Below are 19,744 nucleotides of genomic sequence, written 5' to 3'. Positions count from 1 at the left end.
ACCTGCAAATAAAAATCAAGTATGATTTGGTAATTTATCTAACCCAGAGGTTAAACCTTTTGCCAAATCATATTCATTTACATCTGGATACTTGCTGTAATCTAAAAAATAACCGTTATCTTCATCAAGAAGTTAATTGAACTATTATATTGTACTCAGCTTAATCACGTACATGACAACAATAATATTAGCCTGCTATTCTTTCGACGTTTTAACGAAAATAGCTTGCGCAGTATATTCCACATCTATTAGTCATCAAATGGATTAATGACAGGAGATAGCTTACGGCAACCCTGCCATCAATACGATATCACTGCGGATTTTTAAGATAATCACTCAGCGATCAGGTTATTTCTCCCGCAATCCCTTGCTATCAGCCGATTGAGAGTTGAATTTTGCCCGATCAGCGCCCATTATTCAGCCTGCGGCATAAGCCGTAGGAATAGAAGGTGAAATTGGGCATATGGAATGGATCGCGGATCCAACAATTTGGGCTGGATTAGCCACGCTGGTCGTACTCGAAATTGTATTAGGTATTGATAATCTGATATTTATTGCCATTCTGGCAGATAAACTTCCTCGCCATCTTCGCGATAAAGCTCGGGTAACCGGACTGCTTTGTGCTTTGGGCATGCGCCTGATACTGCTGGCCTGCATTTCATGGCTAGCGACGCTCACCGCGCCGTTGATTACCATCGCCGAACACCCGTTCAGCGCCAGAGATCTGATTATGCTGATCGGGGGGATTTTCCTGCTGTTTAAAGCCACCATGGAGCTTAATGAACGGCTGGAAGGTAAAGATCATCAACAAAACACCCAACGGAAAGCGGCCCGTTTTTGGCCGGTTGTGGCGCAGATCGTGGTACTTGATGCCATTTTCTCACTGGATTCAGTTATCACCGCCGTTGGCATGGTCGATCATTTGGCCGTGATGATGATCGCCGTCATTATCGCAATCGGCTTGATGTTGCTGGCCAGCAAGCCATTGACACATTTTGTCAATGAACACCCGACCATCGTGATTTTATGTCTCAGCTTTTTGCTGATGATCGGTTTCAGCCTAGTGGCTGAAGGCTTTGGCTACCACATTCCAAAGGGTTATCTCTATGCAGCTATTGGTTTCTCGGTCACTATCGAATCGCTGAATCAGTTTGCGCAATTCAACCGCCGCCGTTTTCTGTCATCGGCACGGCCGCTACGTGAACGTACCGCAGAAGCGGTGCTACGTATGCTCAGCGGTAAACATGAAGAAGCCGAACTGGATAATCATACCGCAGGCCTGATTGCTGACCATGGTGGAAATAGTCAGGAAATCTTCAATCTGCAAGAACGACGAATGATTGAGCGGGTTCTGGGTCTGGCACAACGTAGCGTAAGCAGCATTATGACGTCACGCCACGATGTGGAATATCTTGATTTGAATGATCCGCCAGAGAAATTAACGGCTCTGCTGAGCAAAAATCTGCACACCCGTATCGTTGTAACAGAAGACAGCGCAACGGATGAACCTGTGGGTGTGATTCACGTCATTGATTTATTAAAACAGCAACTTGAACAAGAATATCTGGATCTGCGCGCTCTGATTCGTCAACCGTTGATCTTTCCTGAACAGGTATCGTTATTGATGGCACTGGAACAGTTCCGCCAGGCGCAAACTCATTTTGCCTTTGTGGTAGATGAGTTCGGTTCAATTGAAGGCGTGGTGACATTGACTGACGTAATGGAAACCATTGCCGGTAATCTACCGGAGGCCGGTGAAGTCCCCGATGCTCGTCATGATATTCAACAAACTGAAGACGGATGTTGGATTGCCAATGGTTATATGCCACTGGAAGATTTGGTGATGTATCTCCCGTTAACGATTGATGAAAAACGGGAATATCACACCTTGGCCGGATTGTTGATGGAACACACCCAGCGAATTCCCAAGGTGGGAGAACAATTGCAGATCGGAGACTATCTGTTCGAGCCACTGGAAGTCAGTAGCCACCGTATTCTAAAGGTGAAAATCACGCCATTGACCGTGCCGGAACCGGACTACGAAGTGTAAACTGCCATTGTTGCCGTCAGGTATTATCGCACCTGACGGCAATGCATTTTTAACGCAGTGGAACCAGAATTTCTGTCGCCACAATAACCACCACCAATCCGACCAGAACCGGAACTGACGTCCGTTTCACCACTTCAAACGGCGATATTTTTGCCATCCCGGCAACGGCGACAACCACACCTGAAACCGGTGACAATGTCCGACCCAGATTCGATGCCTGTAGCATTGGAATCACTAAATATGCTGGATTAATTCCCATCTGGCTCGCCAGTTTAGGAATCAATTCAACAAATGCGTAGAAAGGCGCATTACCCGAGCCGGTTGTCATCGCCGCCAGCATGGTAATGGTGACTAAAACCAGCATCATGATAATACCGCCAGTACCAAAGGATTGAGCCAATCCGATCAACCCGCTGATAAAGCCAATGGTACTTAGGCCTTGAGCAAAAACCCCTGCAGCAACCAATAGCATCACGACGGTAGCAAAAGCATCAGCCATACCACGGTAAGCAACCTCAAGACCGGCAAATACAACCTTGGCGCTAAAACTACGGACAAACTCAATAATGGCCGCCGACAGCATACAAATAACCAACACGGTAATAATATGCAGTTCTGGGCCCCATTTTCCGTCAAAAATCAGCACCCCAATAATCGGCGTAAAAGGTAAAATTGCGTAAAAGCTTGGCGCATTAGTGGTGATTTCGTTCACATCCATCATTTCATGCTTTTCGTGGCTTTTATTGTCCAGATAGCGCTGCCAGAAAAAGTGCGCAATAGCCATACAGACAATAGCGGCGATGGAAATTGGCAATGTTGTTTTAAATGCGAAGTCTACCAATGGCATTTCCGATGCTTTAGCCGCCAAGACCACATCACCAGAAGTCGGAGCCAAAATAATCGCCGCAGGAGAGGCACAGATTGCGGCTGCAGCTCCACGGCTGATACCGACGTTGACCATCACAGGGAACAGGGTTGCCATCAATAACACCCCCAACCCCGTCGCAGAAGAGACCGCCAGCGACATCAGGCAAGCGACGATATAGGCTGCCACCATCAGCAAATATGGCGAGTTGATCATTTGCAGCGGTTTAGAGGCTATTTTCACGACCACATCATTTGCGCCAATGTGGGTCATATAGGCGGCAAAACCACATAACATCATAATCATCATGCCGAGATCGCCACCACGACTCATCAGCAGGATTTTGACATACTCAACAATATCGGTTGCCCGCCAGCCAGTCGATGTCGCGCTGGCCGGTAATACGTTTTTTCCCATCAATGCGCTGATTACCAGCAACAGTAAACCACCGACCATCAGCACTCCAGTTGCTGAATAGCCTTTGATGATATAGCGACCTACTGCTATAGCCACCACTACCCCGATCAACAGATCCAACATTTACCCTCTCTTATCCAGTACTGGCCAGGTTTCAGCGCATTTGGATATTATTTTTCATGGATTGGACAATAATACGTTCTGCACTCTGCCTAAAGTCAGCCCGCGATTTTATGACATCTATCAAGGATAAGCAGGGATTTTATACAGAAGGAAAAATATGTGACGAGATGTTTGGCTTTAGGGAGAAAATATATTAGAAAATAAAACAAAGATGACACAATTCAATAACTCGATCAGGCTGGCAGAACTCACTCCCGCCAGCCTGACGTAATATTATAATTTATCCAACAGCTTCTTCAGTTCCTGATCTGAACCCTTATTTTTATTACGCTCGACCCATTCGTTAAGCGCACTTTTCGCCCGCTGCTGTAATTCCTTACGCAACAATTTTTCCACTTCCAATTGATACTTTAATTGAGACCACGGGCCATAAATACGCAAAGGAATATCGGTTGTTTGCAATAAGCTCACCAGTTTATCCTGCCCACGCCAACCTTTCACTATGCGCACAATCAAGTTCATATCAGCCTGTTGAGCAGGTAAATTCAGGGTTCCGCTCCCTTTCAGCAACAGTAGCGCAGAATCAGCATTCAGTTCGTTAACGCTTAACAGTCCCTTATTGAGCACCAGATTAGCCTGTAATCGACTCACTTCAGTATAACGTTCAAAGCGGTCAGGGCCAGTCACGTCACTCGTGCTGCGGGTCACTGCCTGCTGGATAAGCTGTTGAATATTCATGCCATGTAACTGGGCACTTTTCATCTCCAACCGCACATTACCATTCCAGCGGCGACTCAACGCCGCAATATCGAAGCCAACACCAGAAAGTTGCCCCGTCATTGAGAATTGCCCAGTCAATATCAGTGGCAAATCTGCCGCTTTTAATAACGGGCCAAGATCCATATGCTGAATCACTGGCTCAACCGAAAGTAGTAGGCGCTTATTCGTGATATTCAAAGTACCAGGGAATGAAAACTCACCATTCAACGCCTGGCCGGATAAACGGCTAACGGTCAGTTTTCCCTGCTGATTATCCACCAGCACAGTAAACTTATTGACGCTGATACCACGATAGACCAGATTTGTCGCTGTTAAGGCTAAATGACCAGTGAAATCTCGCAGGCTTTGCAGATCCCGGCCGACATCCACATCTTGGTTGGCAATCACCGGTGCGGCAACAACCTGTTGTCTAGATGAAGGCGGCGAGGAACTGTCGGTATTACCCATTTTAGCCTGCCAGCCAAATAGTTTGTCCAGATTAAGGTTATCGCTTTGCAGATCAACACGATAGTCTGGCAGATCACCTAAGCTGGCCTGTAAACTGCCGGTCAGGACGTTATCATTCGCACTGATATTGATTTTATCAATGGAAATCCGAGCATCCTCTTTTTGATAGGATGCGGTCAACGCACCTTGCCCAACAATGCCACCAACCGGCACATCGGCACCTTCCAGCTTGTAGCTAAACTGGCTGATATTGGCCATTATTTGCTGCGGGTAGCGCTGCATATCAACGTCAGCAGCAAGGGACAAGGTCAGATCCCGCTGATCGCGGTTTACCCGGCTACTCAGAGAAACACTCACCTGATGCTGTGGGCCTTGTTCCATTAACAGATTGATATCGCGAACATTGATTTGATCGTCATTGGCACGCTGCCAAATCAGCAGACTATCGACAACCTGCACTTTGCCGATATCCAAACTCCACGACGCGCGTTCTGATGACGGCGTGTTTCCCGCGGGCGCCACCGGGGCATCGGCCAGCGCTTGGGCTTCGCTGTCGGGTGTCAGACGAACCACCGCCCCTTTCAGCATTACCTGTTTAACCGCTAGCTGATGAGACAATAACGGCCAGAGTTTGACATCTAGGCGCATATTTTCCGCACTGACCACCGGTGTGGTAGCGCCGGGTGCAATCAGTGACATTCTGCCAGAAATAATACTGAGCCGGGGCCAGACGTGCCAACGCATATCCCCCTCCAGCGAGAGCTGATAGCTGTATTTTTTCTCGACCTGTTTAACCATATAGGCACGAAAGTCATTGGGATTAACCAGCAGAACCAACGCGCTCATTCCGGCGATCAATACCACTAGCAAAATGGCTAACGTTGTCAGTAATCTTTTCATGACATCCTCTTAGCTAAACAGGAGAGCAGACTGGCACGAATCAGTCTTTATCAATTCGACTGGCAACCGCCCCTTTCTGATCGCGGTACTTGGCATCTTCACGACGATTATAAGGACGAGCTGCCGGCCCAGACAGCGGTTCGAAGCTGAGAGCACCGATCAACATTCCCGGACGTAGCGCCAACGGCAACTTACCCGAATTATAGAATTCCAGCACAATACAGCCTTGCCAGCCGGGATCAATTCGATGCGCGGTAACATGCACCATCAGTCCTAAACGAGCCAGAGAAGAACGACCATCCAGCCAGCCCACCAAATCATCAGGAATGGTGACAGACTCTAGTGTCACCGCCAACGCCAATTCACCGGGATGCAGGAAGAAAGCCTCACCTTTCGGCAAGATGATTTCATCGCTCATGACCCGTTCGAGTGCTTCGCTGACTTCGTCTTTCGGACCACTCAGATCGATAAACGCTGCCGTATGGCCACGAAATACACGGAATTGATTACCCAAACGAACATCGACCGTGGCGCCATTGATCCGTTCAACCGGTGGACGTGGGGTGATAACCAGCTTGCCATTGTCCAACCATGCTTCTATATCACGATCGCACAGTCTCATCGATGAAATCTCCATTTAAATTCGTATGTTACAAAAACTGCCATAGAAAAGAGCAAAGATCCAGACGGATATTACTCGAAGAACTGGCTAAGTTTGGCTTTCAGAATATCAATGGCAATGCGATTTTTGCCACCGCGCGGCACGATAATATCAGCGTACTGCTTAGAGGGATCGATAAACTGCAGGAACATTGGACGCACGGTTTTCTGGTACTGCGCCATCACCGACTCCATTGAACGGCCGCGTTCATTAACATCACGCTTCATCCGTCGCATCAGGCAGATATCCAACGGAGTATCGACGAAGATGGAGAAATTCATTTCCTGCCGCAGACGAAGATCCGTCAGCAATAAAATGCCTTCCAGAATAATCACTTTCTTCGGCTCAAGATGGATGGTTTCCTGCTTGCGTGTATGCTCGGTATAGCTATACAGCGGTAATTCAATCGCCGTGCCCGCCTTTAACGATTGCAGGTGCTGCAAGAGCAGATTGTGATCCATTGCATTAGGATGGTCATAATTGGTTTTTACACGCTCTTCCATCGACAGGTGGCTTTGATCTTTGTAGTAGCTATCTTCTGGAATAACACCAATATGTTGATCGCCTACCTGCTCACGCAATTCACGATACAGCGTACTGGCGATAAGACTCTTTCCGGAGGCAGATGCGCCGGCAATCCCGATAATGACGCACTGATGTGCCTTGTCAGTCATAAAATTAAAGACCTGATTACGTAGTGTGGAGGGGCAAAGCACGCGGGTGCTAAGAACGCGCCAATTATAAGGAGTTAGCTGGCATCACGCCAGTGCTAAGGCACAGCAATGCAGGATAGATGAGCGAATTATTGGGCTGACAGTCAAATAATCGGGTCTGAAAGGATGGTCCGCTCAGATTAAACACAGCGAACCATCAAAGCCTAATCGTTTTGGGTTATAGCGCGCGGAAAGAAATTTCCGTCGGGATCGCCTCCCCCTGCCAATACATTTCAGCCGCAACCGTGGAGGCCAACTGACGGTAAATATCCGCAAACTCGCTATCTGGACGACTGACCACCGTCGGTTCACCACGATCCAGATCTTCACGTAGGCAAATATGCAACGGAATTTGTCCTAACAGTTTGCAATGGTATTTCTCTGCCAGTTTCTCTGCGCCGCCAGTGCCGAATATCGGTTCCAGATGACCGCAGTTACTGCAAATATGCATGCTCATATTTTCGATAATACCCAATACTGGCACATGCACTTTTTCAAACATCACAATCCCTTTCATCGCATCGATCAGCGCAATATCCTGTGGCGTAGTCACCACCAGTGCACCAGTGACCGGAATATTCTGCGATAAGGTTAATTGGATATCACCGGTACCTGGCGGCATATCGATCACCAAATAATCCAGATCCGGCCACAACGTGTCCTGCAACATCTGCATCAGGGCTTTACTGGCCATCGGGCCACGCCACACCATGGCATTGTCATCAGTGACCAAATAACCGATGGAATTGGTCGCCAATCCATGAGCCAGAATCGGTGCCATATGTTTGCCATCCGGCGAGGTTGGTCGCTCATGGGTGGTACCGAGCATACTGGGAATTGATGGCCCATAAATGTCCGCATCCAGAATCCCCACTTTGGCACCTTCACTGATCAATGCCAACGCCAGATTCACCGCCGTACTGGATTTACCGACCCCACCTTTGCCAGAGCTGACGGCCACTATATTACGCACCCCTTTCACGCCAGGCTGATCGTTGGCACGACGCAACGTGGTAATGTTGTGGCTGAGTTTCCAATCAATGGCTTTGGCACCGGTCAGTTGTTGCAGCTCGACGGTAACGGCTTCTTTTAGGCATTCAAAGCCATACTGCCAGGCAAACGGCATGATCAATTCGATATGCAGAACATTATCCAGCAATGCACAGTGGTGAACCGCGCGTAATGCGGTCAGATCTTTTTGCAACGTAGGATGGGTAAAGGCAGCCAACACCTTTGATACTTGAGATTGCAGCAGGTCAGGGGTGGTCTGCTCGGGGGATTTTTTGCTCATCCCGGCTCCTTGATTTTATCGTTATTAACCTAAAGACAATACGCTTTAGCATACCAGAACTCCGCTGACGGAGTGCCAATCGTTACGAAAAAGCACATTTAAATCACCGCAATTTGCCTCAAGCACCACCAGTCGTTCCCTGACCCTAGCGGCAATCGACGGGATCGGTTAACATCAAAGACCCCTTATTCCTATTACAGAAAGCAATTTCCTACTATGGCTCAAGTCGCGAAAAAATTATTGGTGACGTGCGCGCTACCATACGCTAACGGTTCTATTCATCTCGGTCATATGCTCGAGCACATCCAGGCAGATATCTGGGTCCGTTTCCAGCGAATGCGCGGCAATGAAGTTCATTTCATCTGTGCGGATGATGCTCACGGCACGCCAATCATGCTGAAAGCACAGCAATTGGGCGTTGAACCTGAGCAAATGATTGCTGAAATGAGCCAGGAACACCAACAGGATTTCGCCGGTTTTGGTATCAGCTACGACAATTATCATTCGACTCACAGTGATGAAAACCGTGAGCTATCGAGCCTGATTTATACCCGTTTAAAAGAAAATGGTTTTATCAAAAACCGCACCATCTCTCAGTTGTACGATCCTGAGAAAGGTATGTTCCTACCGGATCGCTTTGTAAAAGGTACCTGTCCCAAGTGTAAAGCAGCGGATCAGTACGGCGATAACTGTGAAGTCTGCGGCGCAACCTATAGCCCGACTGAATTGATCGATCCGAAATCTGCCGTTTCCGGCGCGACGCCTGTGATGCGTGAATCCGAGCATTTCTTTTTTGATCTGCCGGCGTTCAGCGAAATGCTTCAGGCCTGGACCCGTTCTGGCGCACTGCAAGAGCAGGTTGCGAACAAAATGCAAGAATGGTTCGACTCCGGTCTGCAACAATGGGACATTTCCCGCGATGCGCCTTACTTCGGTTTTGAAGTGCCTGATGCGCCGGGTAAATATTTCTACGTATGGTTGGATGCACCTATCGGTTATATGGGGTCATTTAAAAACCTGTGTGACAAACGCGGCGATCTGGATTTCGACGAATTCTGGCGTGAAGATTCCACCACTGAGCTATACCACTTCATCGGTAAAGATATCGTCTATTTCCACAGTTTGTTCTGGCCAGCCATGCTGGAAGGCAGCCATTTCCGTAAACCGACCAACCTGTTTGTACATGGTTATGTAACGGTTAACGGTGCAAAAATGTCGAAGTCTCGCGGCACATTTATCAAGGCGAGCACCTATTTACAACACTTGGATGCCGACTGCCTGCGTTACTATTATGCGGCTAAACTATCCTCGCGCATTGATGATATCGATCTGAATCTGGAAGATTTCGTACAGCGCGTTAACGCTGATATCGTCAATAAAGTGGTTAATCTGGCTTCGCGTAACGCCGGTTTTATTAATAAACGCTTTGACGGCAAACTGGCTGACAAATTGGCCGATCCCGCGTTATATAAAACCTTTACCGATGCAGCCACATCCATTGCTGAAGCTTATAACAGTCGTGAAAGTGGCCGGGCTATCCGTGAAATCATGGCACTGGCGGACGTGGCCAACCGTTATGTGGATGAACAGGCTCCGTGGGTGGTGGCGAAACAGGAAGGCCGCGAGGCCGATCTCCAGGCTATCTGCTCCATGGGCATTAACCTGTTCCGCGTGTTGATGACTTACCTGAAACCGGTATTGCCAGCGCTGACAGAGCGAACCGAGACGTTCCTCAATACAGAACTGGCCTGGGATAGCATTGAACAGCCTCTGTTGGATCATCAAATCAGTGCGTTCAAGGCACTGTTTAACCGCATTGATCTGGATAAAGTGAGCGAGATGGTCAGCGATTCCAAGCAGAACCTGGAGCCGACGGTTGCGGTGACTGGCCCGTTGGCTGATGATCCCATTCAGGACACCATCAACTTTGATGACTTCGCCAAAGTGGATATGCGAATCGCTCTGATTAAACAGGCAGATTTCGTTGACGGTTCCGATAAATTACTGAAACTGACCTTGGATCTAGGCGGTGAAACTCGTCAGGTATTCTCCGGTATTCGTTCCGCTTACCCCGACCCGAAAGCACTGGAAGGCCGTTTGACCGTGATGGTCGCCAATCTGGCACCGCGCAAAATGCGTTTTGGTCTCTCAGAAGGTATGGTCATGGCTGCCGGTCCTGGCGGGAAAGAGATCTTCCTACTTAGTCCGGACAGCGGTGCTCAACCAGGTATGCAGGTCAAATAAAAATCGCTTGCCGGTAGGGAAAACCTTACCGGCATGATCTGGATTTAGCACTGACGAATTCAACTTCCCGCGTTTTGTATCCCAAAGAATATCAAGCTCAACGCCCTCAATCTATCCGTTCTCTTTTAAGCTTCCGGCGCTGTTTTGTTGCGATCACGCTCTTCCAGCCAAAATAGCATATTCAGAAATAGACTCAGTGAGAACATCAAAAATAGTACCGAGTCCAGTAGCGATATCTTTATCAACGCATCGATAAAAATATTCTGATGGTGTTTGAGATCGGAGAAATCAGAACTCAAGAAAATAAAAATACCAATAGCACCAATGATATTTATTATCACAATAGGCCAATGAAATTTGGTGAGAAGAAAGGAAATCCACGAAATCATAATGAGCAGTATTGCTGCATCATCTAATTCGAAAAATAAAAAACCGAGTAAATTCAACGCAAAAAAGTAGCCAATCGTCGGCTTCAAGGGATATTCCCCCGGTATTTCATGATTTATTTCTATTTTACGCTCACAACGGTGCCTTTCTCCGGGATAAATATTGATAAAGATAAGATAAAGTAAAAATGCGCCACATAATGGAAGTGTCAGGATATTTAGCGGCAAATAATTAATCAATGGAAATAAGTTAATCAAGAGCAGGTAATGACTCAGGCCTTGTGATTTTAATCGATAATAACAAGGTATCAACAGCACCAAAGAAAATACCGCCGGCCAGGATTGAAGTGCAACTATCACCAGTTCATCAAACAAATCAGGCCACAGTACATCCATCAAAATAAGCAGTAATGGCAATACCAATAAATAACGCATTAAAACAATCAAAAACTCGCCTCGTGACATAAAATAGAAGGCCGGGTTGTTACTGATATCTGAGTAGCGATATCCCATTTCAGTCATTTTAAATACATCCGAAAAACTAAATAGCTGACTAACTTTACTCATGGCGAGATCGGGTCCTTTGATTCTGTTTCAAATTGAATAACATTAGCCTAACGATGCCCCGTATCCGTTTAATAAGTGTTTATCTTTCGTTTTTTATTGGGTTAACTCACTTACTCGCTATAGCAGGAAATGACTACCGCTATCTGACCAATAATACTCCAGATGATTCAAAAATAGAAAAGATGGTTACTATTAATAGTGACTTATTAAGCCAGTAATTTAATAACATTAGTGAATAAGTGGATGTATTCGCAACGGCAACAACCGTACTATCTTTGCCATTATGCTGTTACCTTGTGCAAAATCTGGCTAATCCAGGTAATACAGCCCCCCCGTGATGAGTGGTTTCTTAATGGTCGATTCTGTACCAGAAACCCCGTTTTTATGTTAATGATTATGCATGGCTCGGGCAGGGCTTTATCTATCGCGATTATCGGTTGGAAAAAATGCAGGGGAACGAGTTTGACCCAGCGTCAGAGATAAGGTTAGTTCAATAAAATAAGTGGGATAATAGCCAGCGAGTAGTCATATGTCGCTAATGGAATACAACCATAGATATAATTCATGCTGTGATCAGTAGCACATTTTTCGTCATAATTGTATGATGATTACATTCCGTTACTTAGGACACTTATTATGCGCAATGTGATTACACTTTGCTGGCAATACCTGCGAGCCTTTGTATTTATTTACCTCTGTTTATGGGCGGGTAATGGCCTGTCCGCGCTGCTACCCCTGACCATTCCAGGCAGCATTATTGGCATGTTGATCTTATTTGCCTTGCTGTCATCACAAATCCTGCCAGCGCGCTGGGTTAAATCCGGTTGCCATATTTTGATTCGCTACATGGCGCTGCTGTTCGTGCCAATCGGTGTCGGTGTTATGCAGTATTATGACCAACTCAGCAAACAGTTCGGTCCTATCGTGGTGTCCTGTTTTATCAGCACGCTGATTGTTATGATCGTGGTCGGCTACAGTTCGCATTTCATTCATCGCGAACGTAAAATTATCGGTTCAGTCGATGAATCATCGGAGGACAAATAATGGAGCATATTTGGTGGTCGCTGCCGTTAACTCTGCTGGTCTTCTTTGGCGCACGCAAGCTGGCTGTTAGCTTGAAAATGCCGCTGCTGAATCCTTTGCTGGTCTCTATGCTGGTGATTATTCCCCTGCTCCTGCTCACCCATATGCCGTACGCCAATTATTTTAAAGGCAGTAAAATTCTGAATGACCTGTTGCAGCCGGCGGTCGTCGCGCTGGCATTCCCGCTATATGAGCAGTTACACCAGATTCGGGCGCGCTGGAAATCGATTATCAGTATCTGTTTTATTGGCAGCATAACGGCGATGGTCAGCGGTACTGCGATCGCACTGTGGATGGGAGCAACCCCAGAAATTGCCGCGTCGATATTACCCAAATCCGTGACCACCCCGATTGCCATGGCCGTCGCCGGTTCCATTAACGGCATTCCGGCAATCAGCGCTGTTTGCGTTATCTTCGTCGGGATCCTCGGTGCCGTTTTCGGCCATACCCTGCTTAATCGGCTGAGAATTACCACCAAAGCCTCCAGAGGCTTGGCGATGGGCACCGCTTCTCATGCCTTGGGTACCGCACGTTGTGCCGAAGTGGATTTTCAGGAAGGGGCATTCAGTTCACTTGCACTCGTTATTTGCGGGATCATGACTTCATTGCTCGCACCTTTTTTATTCCCAATTTTGCTGCATTTGTTCGGCTAAATTGAAATTCCGAAGAGGAATGGATGGTTAAGATGGCATAAGTTTGAGATATATCTCTCATTTAATGTTTTTTATTGCATGGATTTCACAAATAACGAGATTCACATCACAATACTACCCAAGCAAGCTATCTAAAATAGTTTCCCGTTAATGTTGGAGAGAATCTCTATGCAAGCACGTTTTCACGCGCCGCTGGCCGAACTGCCATCAGCATTACAATCTGCCCTGGAACCTCTGCTGAGCAACGATCGCTTCCCTGCAATGCTTAGCGCTGCACAAGTAGAAATGGTTAAACACATCAGTGGCCTGAATGACGATGAGTTGGCCTTTGCCCTGCTGCCTTTGGCCGCCGCCTGTTCACTGACACCGATTTCTCATTTTAAGGTCGGAGCCATTGCTCGCGGGGAAAGTGGCAATCTGTATTTTGGTGCCAATATGGAGTTCAGTGGCACGCCATTGCAACAGACCATTCACGCCGAACAATGTGCTGTAACTCACGCCTGGCTGCGGGGTGAAACAGCTCTGGTAGCCATTACCGTGAATTACACGCCTTGCGGGCATTGTCGCCAATTTATGAATGAACTAAATAGCGGGACTGGCCTGCATATTCATTTGCCTGGACGTCCGGTTGCAACGTTAGCTGACTATCTGCCTGACGCTTTTGGTCCGAAAGATTTGGCTATCAGCAGTTTGTTAATGGATGACGTCGATCACGGCTACTGTCTCAACAATAGCGATAACTTGATTCAGGCGGCGCTCGACGCGGCCAACCACAGCCACGCACCTTATAGCAAAGCCCACAGCGGCGTCGCCCTCGAAGATGCTAATGGCGTAGTTTATGCGGGTCGCTACGCGGAAAATGCCGCATTCAACCCCAGTTTGCCGCCGCTGCAAGCTGCACTGATTCTAATGAATATGTCCGGCAGCGATTGTTTGCAGATCCGTCGAGCAGTGCTGGCGGAGCCAACCACGCCGATTTTGAGCCAATGGGATGCCACCCGTTCTACACTGGCAGCCATGGGTTGTCAGGACGTTCGCCGTATGACCTTTTAAGCTCAGGATGTCAGAATAAAAACCCCGGAGCATGAACTTTGTGATCCGGCGGTTAAATTAACAACTTTCCGCTACCTGTTGCCGTAACCAGCGGTGATCCTCTTTACCGTGATTCCGGTTATGCCAGATTTGTACGAAATCAAAATTCGGTACGGTAAATGGCAATGTAAGCCTTTGTAGATTCATTGATTCTTGCTGGATAGTCACGACCCGACTGGCAACCGTCAGCAGCAGGTCAGTTCCGGCCAGTGCCTGTGGTGCCAGCAGAAAATGCGGCATAATTGCGGCCACCCGCCGCCTTACACCTAATTCAGCTAACGCGGTTTCCACTTCGCCCACGCTTTCTCCACGCATGGAAACCAGTAAATGCGGCTGAACCAGATAATCATCTAACGTAAAATATTTTTTTCGCGCCAACGGATTAGCCTGATCGATAACGCAAACAAAGTGTTCCTCAAACAATCGACTGGCAGTCATATCGGCAGGAAGATCCGGGAATACCCCCAAAGCCAAATCCAACTGCCCAGCCATTACCTGCTCAATCATCTGCTCACGACTGGCCTGTTCCACCACTAAATCAATCCCCGGAGCCTGCTGGCGCAAGCGCTGTAACAACCCGGGTAGTACCATGGCAGCACCATAATCAGAAAGTGCAATACGAAAGCGTTGTGTAGCCAGTGCCGGTTCAAAATTGCCGGTTCCGATAATATAGCGAACTTTTTCTAATACCTCTTTCAACGGTTCGATCAGCGCTGCTGCCCGACGAGTCAATTGAAAACCGCCCGCCACGCGCACCAACAATTCATCATCCAGTAAATATCGCAGACGGTTCAGCGCATGGCTAACCGCAGGCTGACTCATATACAGCCGTTTCGCTGCGCGAGAAACATGCCGCTCACTTAGCAAAACGTCCAGTATCACCAAGAGGTTAAGATCGATGGCACGCAAACTATTCATCAGAAGAATACTCATTAGATAAAATATCGATTTTCAATCGTTCAGAGAATAATGAATCATTTGACGGGTGAAGAGAACCTGAAGTTATTAACCGGAGAAATGTAATGAATGCCACTGTAACCGATATTACCCGCCCTCTTGATCTTGGACTCAGTCATATTGCACTGGTGGTGCACAACATTGATGCTAGTCTGGCATTTTACCAACGTTATGCAGGAATGATATTGGTTCATCGCCGAGCTGGGGGAAAACCCGGCGAGGAGGTGGTGTGGATGACTGACCATAGTCGGCCTTTTGCGATAGTGCTGGTACAGTCTCCGGTGCTGAAAGACACGCCACTCGGCCCGTTTGGTCACATTGGTATTGCCTGTGCCAGCCGCGCACACGTGGACGAACTGGTCGCCCTGGCAACCGCAGAAGGCTGTTTACGTTCCGCGCCAACGGATTCAGGCGAACCGGTCGGTTACTGGGCTTATTTTGCCGATCCTGATGATAATACGCTGGAAGTGTCTTACGGTCAGCGAATAGAATTGACGGTAACAGATTCACAAAACAAATAAATTAAGCCGTGTGAATCGCCATATTTAAACCTGTAGGTTATGTCATTAATTAATCATTAAAGTTAGCGAGCACTTTAATAAGTATCAGCTAAGCCATGAGTTTCCTCAGTGGATATCGTCCATTTTTGCCTTTTAACTCTCATTTTTGTTGGCGATTGTTATAATTTGCTAACAAAAGCTGTACATATTTTCCCTATCTCTTAGGATCGGAGGCAGTCACGGCTATCCGATAACGTTTAAGAGTAAAACTCATGGAACTTGAATACGAAAGTAAACGCCCGCTGTACATTCCCTACGCTGGCCCAATTTTATTGGAATTTCCCTTATTGAATAAAGGCAGTGCCTTTACTGACGACGAACGCAGCCATTTCAACCTGCACGGATTATTGCCAGAAGCGGTTGAAACTATTGAAGAACAGGCTGAGCGCGCTTATCGCCAGTATCAAGACTTCAAGAATGATGACGACAAACACATCTACCTACGTAACATTCAAGACACCAATGAAACCCTGTTCTACCGCCTGCTGGAAGGGCATCTCAGTGAAATGATGCCAATCATCTATACCCCGACGGTCGGCGAAGCCTGTGAACACTTCTCTGATATTTACCGTCGCGCCCGTGGTCTGTTTATTTCCTATCCAAACCGCGATCGTATCGACGATATGCTGCAAAATGCCACCAAGCAAAATGTAAAAGTCATTGTGGTTACCGATGGCGAACGTATCCTGGGGCTGGGCGATCAGGGTATCGGTGGTATGGGGATTCCGATTGGGAAACTCGCGCTATACACCGCCTGTGGCGGTATCAGCCCAGCGTACACCTTGCCAGTCGTGCTGGATGTCGGCACCAATAATCCACAACGTCTAAACGACCCACTGTATATGGGCTGGCGTCATCCGCGAATTTCCGGTGATGAATACTACGCTTTTGTTGATGAATTTATTCAGGCGGTAAAACGCCGTTGGCCAAACGTTCTGCTGCAATTTGAAGACTTTGCTCAGAAAAATGCCACACCATTATTGAACCGCTACCGCGATGAACTGTGCTGCTTCAACGATGATATTCAAGGCACTGCTGCCGTCACGCTGGGCAGTTTGATTGCCGCCAGTCGCGCTGCGGGCAGTCAGTTGCGTGACCAAACCGTGACCTTCCTTGGCGCAGGTTCTGCTGGTTGTGGTATTGCCGAACAGATCATTGCTCAAATGATGTCGGAAGGATTAAGTGAAGAAGAAGCCAGAAGCCGCGTCTTTATGGTTGATCGCTTTGGCCTGCTGACGGACAAGCTACCTAATTTGCTGGATTTCCAAAGCAAATTGGTGCAGAAGAGCGAAAAACTGCAACACTGGGATTTGCAGAACGATGCCATTTCTTTGCTGGATGTCGTTCGTCACGCTAAACCCACCGTATTGATTGGTGTGTCAGGGCAACCGGGGCTGTTTACTGAAGAACTGATTCGCGAAATGTACCGCCACTGTGCACGTCCAATCGTCATGCCGTTGTCTAACCCAACCTCTCGAGTAGAAGCGCGCCCAGAAGATATCCTGAACTGGACTGATGGCGCGGCACTGGTCGCTACCGGTAGCCCGTTCTCCCCAGTCAGTTACAAAGACACGCTGTATCCTATCGCTCAATGTAACAACTCCTATATCTTCCCTGGGATTGGTTTGGGCGTATTGGCTTCCGGCGCTCGCCGGGTGACTGACGGTATGCTGATGGCGGCTAGCCGGGCACTGGCTGATTGTTCACCACTGGCGATCAATGGTAAAGGCGCGTTGCTGCCAAATATCGATGATATTCAGTCCGTTTCCAAAAGCATTGCCATGCAAGTAGGTAAAGCCGCGCAGTTACAAGGCGTGGCCACCGTCACTTCTGATAATGCGCTGGCTGAAGCCATTGAGCATAATTACTGGCAACCTCAGTACCGGGTTTACAAGCGCACCTCTTTCTAGCACCTCTTTCTAAGTCGCTTATAATCTGCCCATATCAAACCTGTGGGCAGGTTAATCTCTATCCAGTTATTCCTCTTCCTCACTTTTTAATGATAAAAATCAGCTTAACTCTCTCCGGCACGTCTTGCGCCGTGGTATCAGGTAAAGTAGCCTTGCAGATAACCCCAAGAGCCGACGCAACCAAGGCAAGAGAATGTGGAAACGCCTGATAATCAGCTTATTTACCATTGCAGGATTGCTGATGGTATCGGCTATTGCGCTCGATCGCTGGATCAGTTGGAAAACCGCCCCCTATATCTACGATGAAATTCAGCAACTTCCTCATCGCCAAGTCGGAGTCGTGTTGGGTACCGCCAAATATTACCGTACTGGCGTGATCAATCAGTTTTATCTTTATCGCATACAGGGCGCAATTAACGCCTATAACAGCGGCAAGGTGAATTATTTGCTGTTGAGTGGTGATAATGCCCTGCAAAGTTACAATGAACCCATGACCATGCGCCGCGATTTAATTGCCGCAGGCGTCGCACCTGCCGATATCGTACTGGACTATGCCGGCTTCCGGACGCTGGACTCTATCGTGCGTACCCGTAAAGTATTTGATACCAACGATTTCATTATTATTACCCAGCGCTTCCACTGTGAAAGAGCGCTGTTTATTGCTCTACATATGGGGATTCAGGCACAGTGTTTCGCCGTTCCCTCGCCAAAAAATATGCTGTCGGTGCGAGTAAGAGAAATATTCGCCCGTCTTGGCGCATTGACCGATTTGTATATTCTAAAAAGAGAACCTCGTTTTCTTGGCCCGCTGGTTCCCATTCCGGCAGTGCATATCGTCCCGGAAAATGCTCAAGGTTATCCAGCTGTATCACCGGAACAACTGGTGGAGTTGGAGCATAAACTGGCTAGTGAGAAGCGAGCTAAATAGCCAATGCCACTACGACAAATAATATAAAGTAAAAAGCCAGTTAGCATTCAATCCAACTGGCTTTTTTACCGTAAACGTCTATTAAATATTATTTCTTCTTGGCGTATTTCAACGAATCCAGTGCCACTGCAAAGATAATAATGCCACCCTTGATAATATACTGCCAATAAGGGTTTACGCCGATATAGGTTAAACCGTAGTTGATCACGGTGAAAATGATGACACCAGTTACCACACCAAAGACCGTACCTACCCCACCACTAAAGGAAACACCGCCCACCACACAGGCGGCGATAGCATCCAGCTCATACATAAAACCGAGGTTATTGGTGGCACTGCCGATACGACCCGCTTCCAACATCCCACCGAAGGCATAAAATACGCCAGACAAAGCGTAAATCATAATCAGGTTTAGAGGAACGTTAACACCGGATACTTTAGCTGCTTCTGGATTGCCACCAATGGCGAAAATATTCTTACCGAAACGTGTTTTATTCCATAGTACCCAGACAAATCCAATGGCGATCAAAGCATAGAATGTTATGTACGACAGCTTAAAGTCACCGAATCGCAAGAATCCCTGCGCGAAAGACGAAAAGGCAGGATCAAAACCAGCAATCGGTGAAGCCCCCACATAGTCGTAATACAGCGAGTTAATACCGTAAACGATAATCATGGTGCCTAATGTGGTAATAAACGGCGTCACATTAAGGTAAGCGATAATAATACCGTTTACTAAACCGATAATCGCGCCAATCAGGCAGACGGTTAAAATAACAAACGGAATCGGCACGGTGTGCAAATCAGGGAAAACTTTATTGACGTTATCCATTGACTGCAACATGGTAGCGGCAACAACCGCCGCCAAACCAACCTGACGTCCGGCTGACAAGTCAGTACCCTGAGTAACAATTAACCCGGCCACACCTAATGCAATAATGATACGCACCGACGATTGGGTTAAAATATTACTTAAATTCATTAAGCTGAGAAAGGTCGGATCCTGGAAAATGATAATCGCCAGTAGCACGAGCAAAACCACATAAATCCCGCCCTCTTTAAGATAAGTGAGCAAACTTTTCTTATTTAACGTATTCATAATAAGAACCTTCAACTA

General features: G+C 47.4%; 16 protein-coding genes. 8 read left to right on the top strand and 8 right to left on the bottom strand.

Annotated features, from left to right (window positions below):
* Positions 1-463: 463 nt before the first annotated feature.
* A complete protein-coding gene (locus DJ39_RS09065; RefSeq protein ID WP_004717189.1) occupies positions 464-2,050 on the top strand; it encodes a TerC family protein in 1,587 nt (528 codons plus the stop codon).
* A gap of 49 nt (positions 2,051-2,099) precedes the next feature.
* On the opposite strand, the gene dcuC is transcribed toward DJ39_RS09065, so the two are convergent.
* The 5 genes from dcuC to apbC all read right to left on the bottom strand — a co-directional run bounded on the left by dcuC (position 2,100) and on the right by apbC (position 8,247).
* The gene (gene dcuC, locus DJ39_RS09060; protein WP_004717187.1) at positions 2,100-3,455 is read right to left on the bottom strand and encodes an anaerobic C4-dicarboxylate transporter DcuC; all 1,356 of its coding nucleotides are present in this window, start codon (positions 3,453-3,455) and stop codon (positions 2,100-2,102) included.
* Positions 3,456-3,728: 273 nt separating this feature from the next.
* Positions 3,729-5,582: an outer membrane assembly protein AsmA gene (gene asmA, locus DJ39_RS09055; protein WP_004717185.1), complete on the bottom strand. Its 1,854-nt coding sequence runs from the start codon at positions 5,580-5,582 to the stop codon at positions 3,729-3,731.
* A gap of 40 nt (positions 5,583-5,622) precedes the next feature.
* On the bottom strand, positions 5,623-6,204 hold the full coding sequence (gene dcd, locus DJ39_RS09050; RefSeq protein WP_038251311.1) for a dCTP deaminase: 582 nt from the start codon (positions 6,202-6,204) through the stop codon (positions 5,623-5,625).
* 71 nt (positions 6,205-6,275) lie between these two features.
* On the bottom strand, positions 6,276-6,917 hold the full coding sequence (gene udk / locus DJ39_RS09045) for a uridine kinase (RefSeq protein ID WP_004717180.1): 642 nt from the start codon (positions 6,915-6,917) through the stop codon (positions 6,276-6,278).
* A 217-nt stretch (positions 6,918-7,134) separates the two neighbouring features.
* Positions 7,135-8,247: an iron-sulfur cluster carrier protein ApbC gene (gene apbC, locus DJ39_RS09040; RefSeq protein ID WP_004717178.1), complete on the bottom strand. Its 1,113-nt coding sequence runs from the start codon at positions 8,245-8,247 to the stop codon at positions 7,135-7,137.
* Positions 8,248-8,349: 102 nt separating this feature from the next.
* Between apbC and metG the strand changes: the two genes are divergently transcribed.
* Entirely contained in the window at positions 8,350-10,491 is a 2,142-nt protein-coding gene (metG, locus tag DJ39_RS09035) for a methionine--tRNA ligase (RefSeq protein ID WP_071815358.1), read from the top strand.
* A gap of 125 nt (positions 10,492-10,616) precedes the next feature.
* Here the strand turns inward: metG and DJ39_RS09030 are convergent, their stop codons facing one another.
* Positions 10,617-11,444 (bottom strand): hypothetical protein, encoded by an 828-nt coding sequence (locus DJ39_RS09030; RefSeq protein ID WP_004717175.1) that lies wholly within the window; start codon positions 11,442-11,444, stop codon positions 10,617-10,619.
* A gap of 636 nt (positions 11,445-12,080) precedes the next feature.
* On the opposite strand from DJ39_RS09030, the gene DJ39_RS09025 reads away from it, so the two are divergent.
* From DJ39_RS09025 to cdd, 3 genes are all read left to right on the top strand, one after another.
* Positions 12,081-12,488 carry a CidA/LrgA family protein gene (locus DJ39_RS09025; protein ID WP_038241474.1) on the top strand — a complete coding sequence of 136 codons (408 nt, stop codon included), beginning with the start codon at positions 12,081-12,083 and terminating at the stop codon, positions 12,486-12,488.
* Positions 12,488-13,180: a CidB/LrgB family autolysis modulator gene (locus DJ39_RS09020; RefSeq protein ID WP_004717172.1), complete on the top strand. Its 693-nt coding sequence runs from the start codon at positions 12,488-12,490 to the stop codon at positions 13,178-13,180. Before DJ39_RS09025 ends, DJ39_RS09020 begins: the two co-directional genes overlap by 1 nt.
* A 168-nt stretch (positions 13,181-13,348) precedes the next feature.
* Positions 13,349-14,233, top strand: a complete 885-nt coding sequence (gene cdd / locus DJ39_RS09015; RefSeq protein WP_004717171.1) for a cytidine deaminase — start codon at positions 13,349-13,351, stop codon at positions 14,231-14,233.
* 57 nt (positions 14,234-14,290) lie between these two features.
* On the opposite strand, the gene DJ39_RS09010 is transcribed toward cdd, so the two are convergent.
* Complete coding sequence (locus tag DJ39_RS09010; RefSeq protein ID WP_004717169.1) at positions 14,291-15,190, bottom strand: LysR family transcriptional regulator; 900 nt, start codon at positions 15,188-15,190, stop codon at positions 14,291-14,293.
* A gap of 104 nt (positions 15,191-15,294) precedes the next feature.
* On the opposite strand from DJ39_RS09010, the gene DJ39_RS09005 reads away from it, so the two are divergent.
* The 3 genes from DJ39_RS09005 to sanA all read left to right on the top strand — a co-directional run bounded on the left by DJ39_RS09005 (position 15,295) and on the right by sanA (position 18,627).
* On the top strand, positions 15,295-15,750 hold the full coding sequence (locus tag DJ39_RS09005) for a VOC family protein (RefSeq protein WP_004717167.1): 456 nt from the start codon (positions 15,295-15,297) through the stop codon (positions 15,748-15,750).
* Positions 15,751-16,001: 251 nt separating this feature from the next.
* Positions 16,002-17,699 carry an NAD-dependent malic enzyme gene (locus tag DJ39_RS09000; protein WP_004717164.1) on the top strand — a complete coding sequence of 566 codons (1,698 nt, stop codon included), beginning with the start codon at positions 16,002-16,004 and terminating at the stop codon, positions 17,697-17,699.
* Between the two features lie 193 nt (positions 17,700-17,892).
* Positions 17,893-18,627, top strand: a complete 735-nt coding sequence (sanA, locus tag DJ39_RS08995) for an outer membrane permeability protein SanA (protein WP_004717162.1) — start codon at positions 17,893-17,895, stop codon at positions 18,625-18,627.
* A gap of 88 nt (positions 18,628-18,715) precedes the next feature.
* Here the strand turns inward: sanA and mglC are convergent, their stop codons facing one another.
* Positions 18,716-19,726 (bottom strand): galactose/methyl galactoside ABC transporter permease MglC, encoded by a 1,011-nt coding sequence (mglC, locus tag DJ39_RS08990; RefSeq protein WP_004717159.1) that lies wholly within the window; start codon positions 19,724-19,726, stop codon positions 18,716-18,718.
* Positions 19,727-19,744 lie beyond the last annotated feature (18 nt).

It is taken from the genome of Yersinia ruckeri ATCC 29473 (assembly GCF_000754815.1).
Lineage (GTDB): Bacteria > Pseudomonadota > Gammaproteobacteria > Enterobacterales > Enterobacteriaceae > Yersinia > Yersinia ruckeri.
This window is presented reverse-complemented; position numbering and strand designations above follow the sequence as displayed.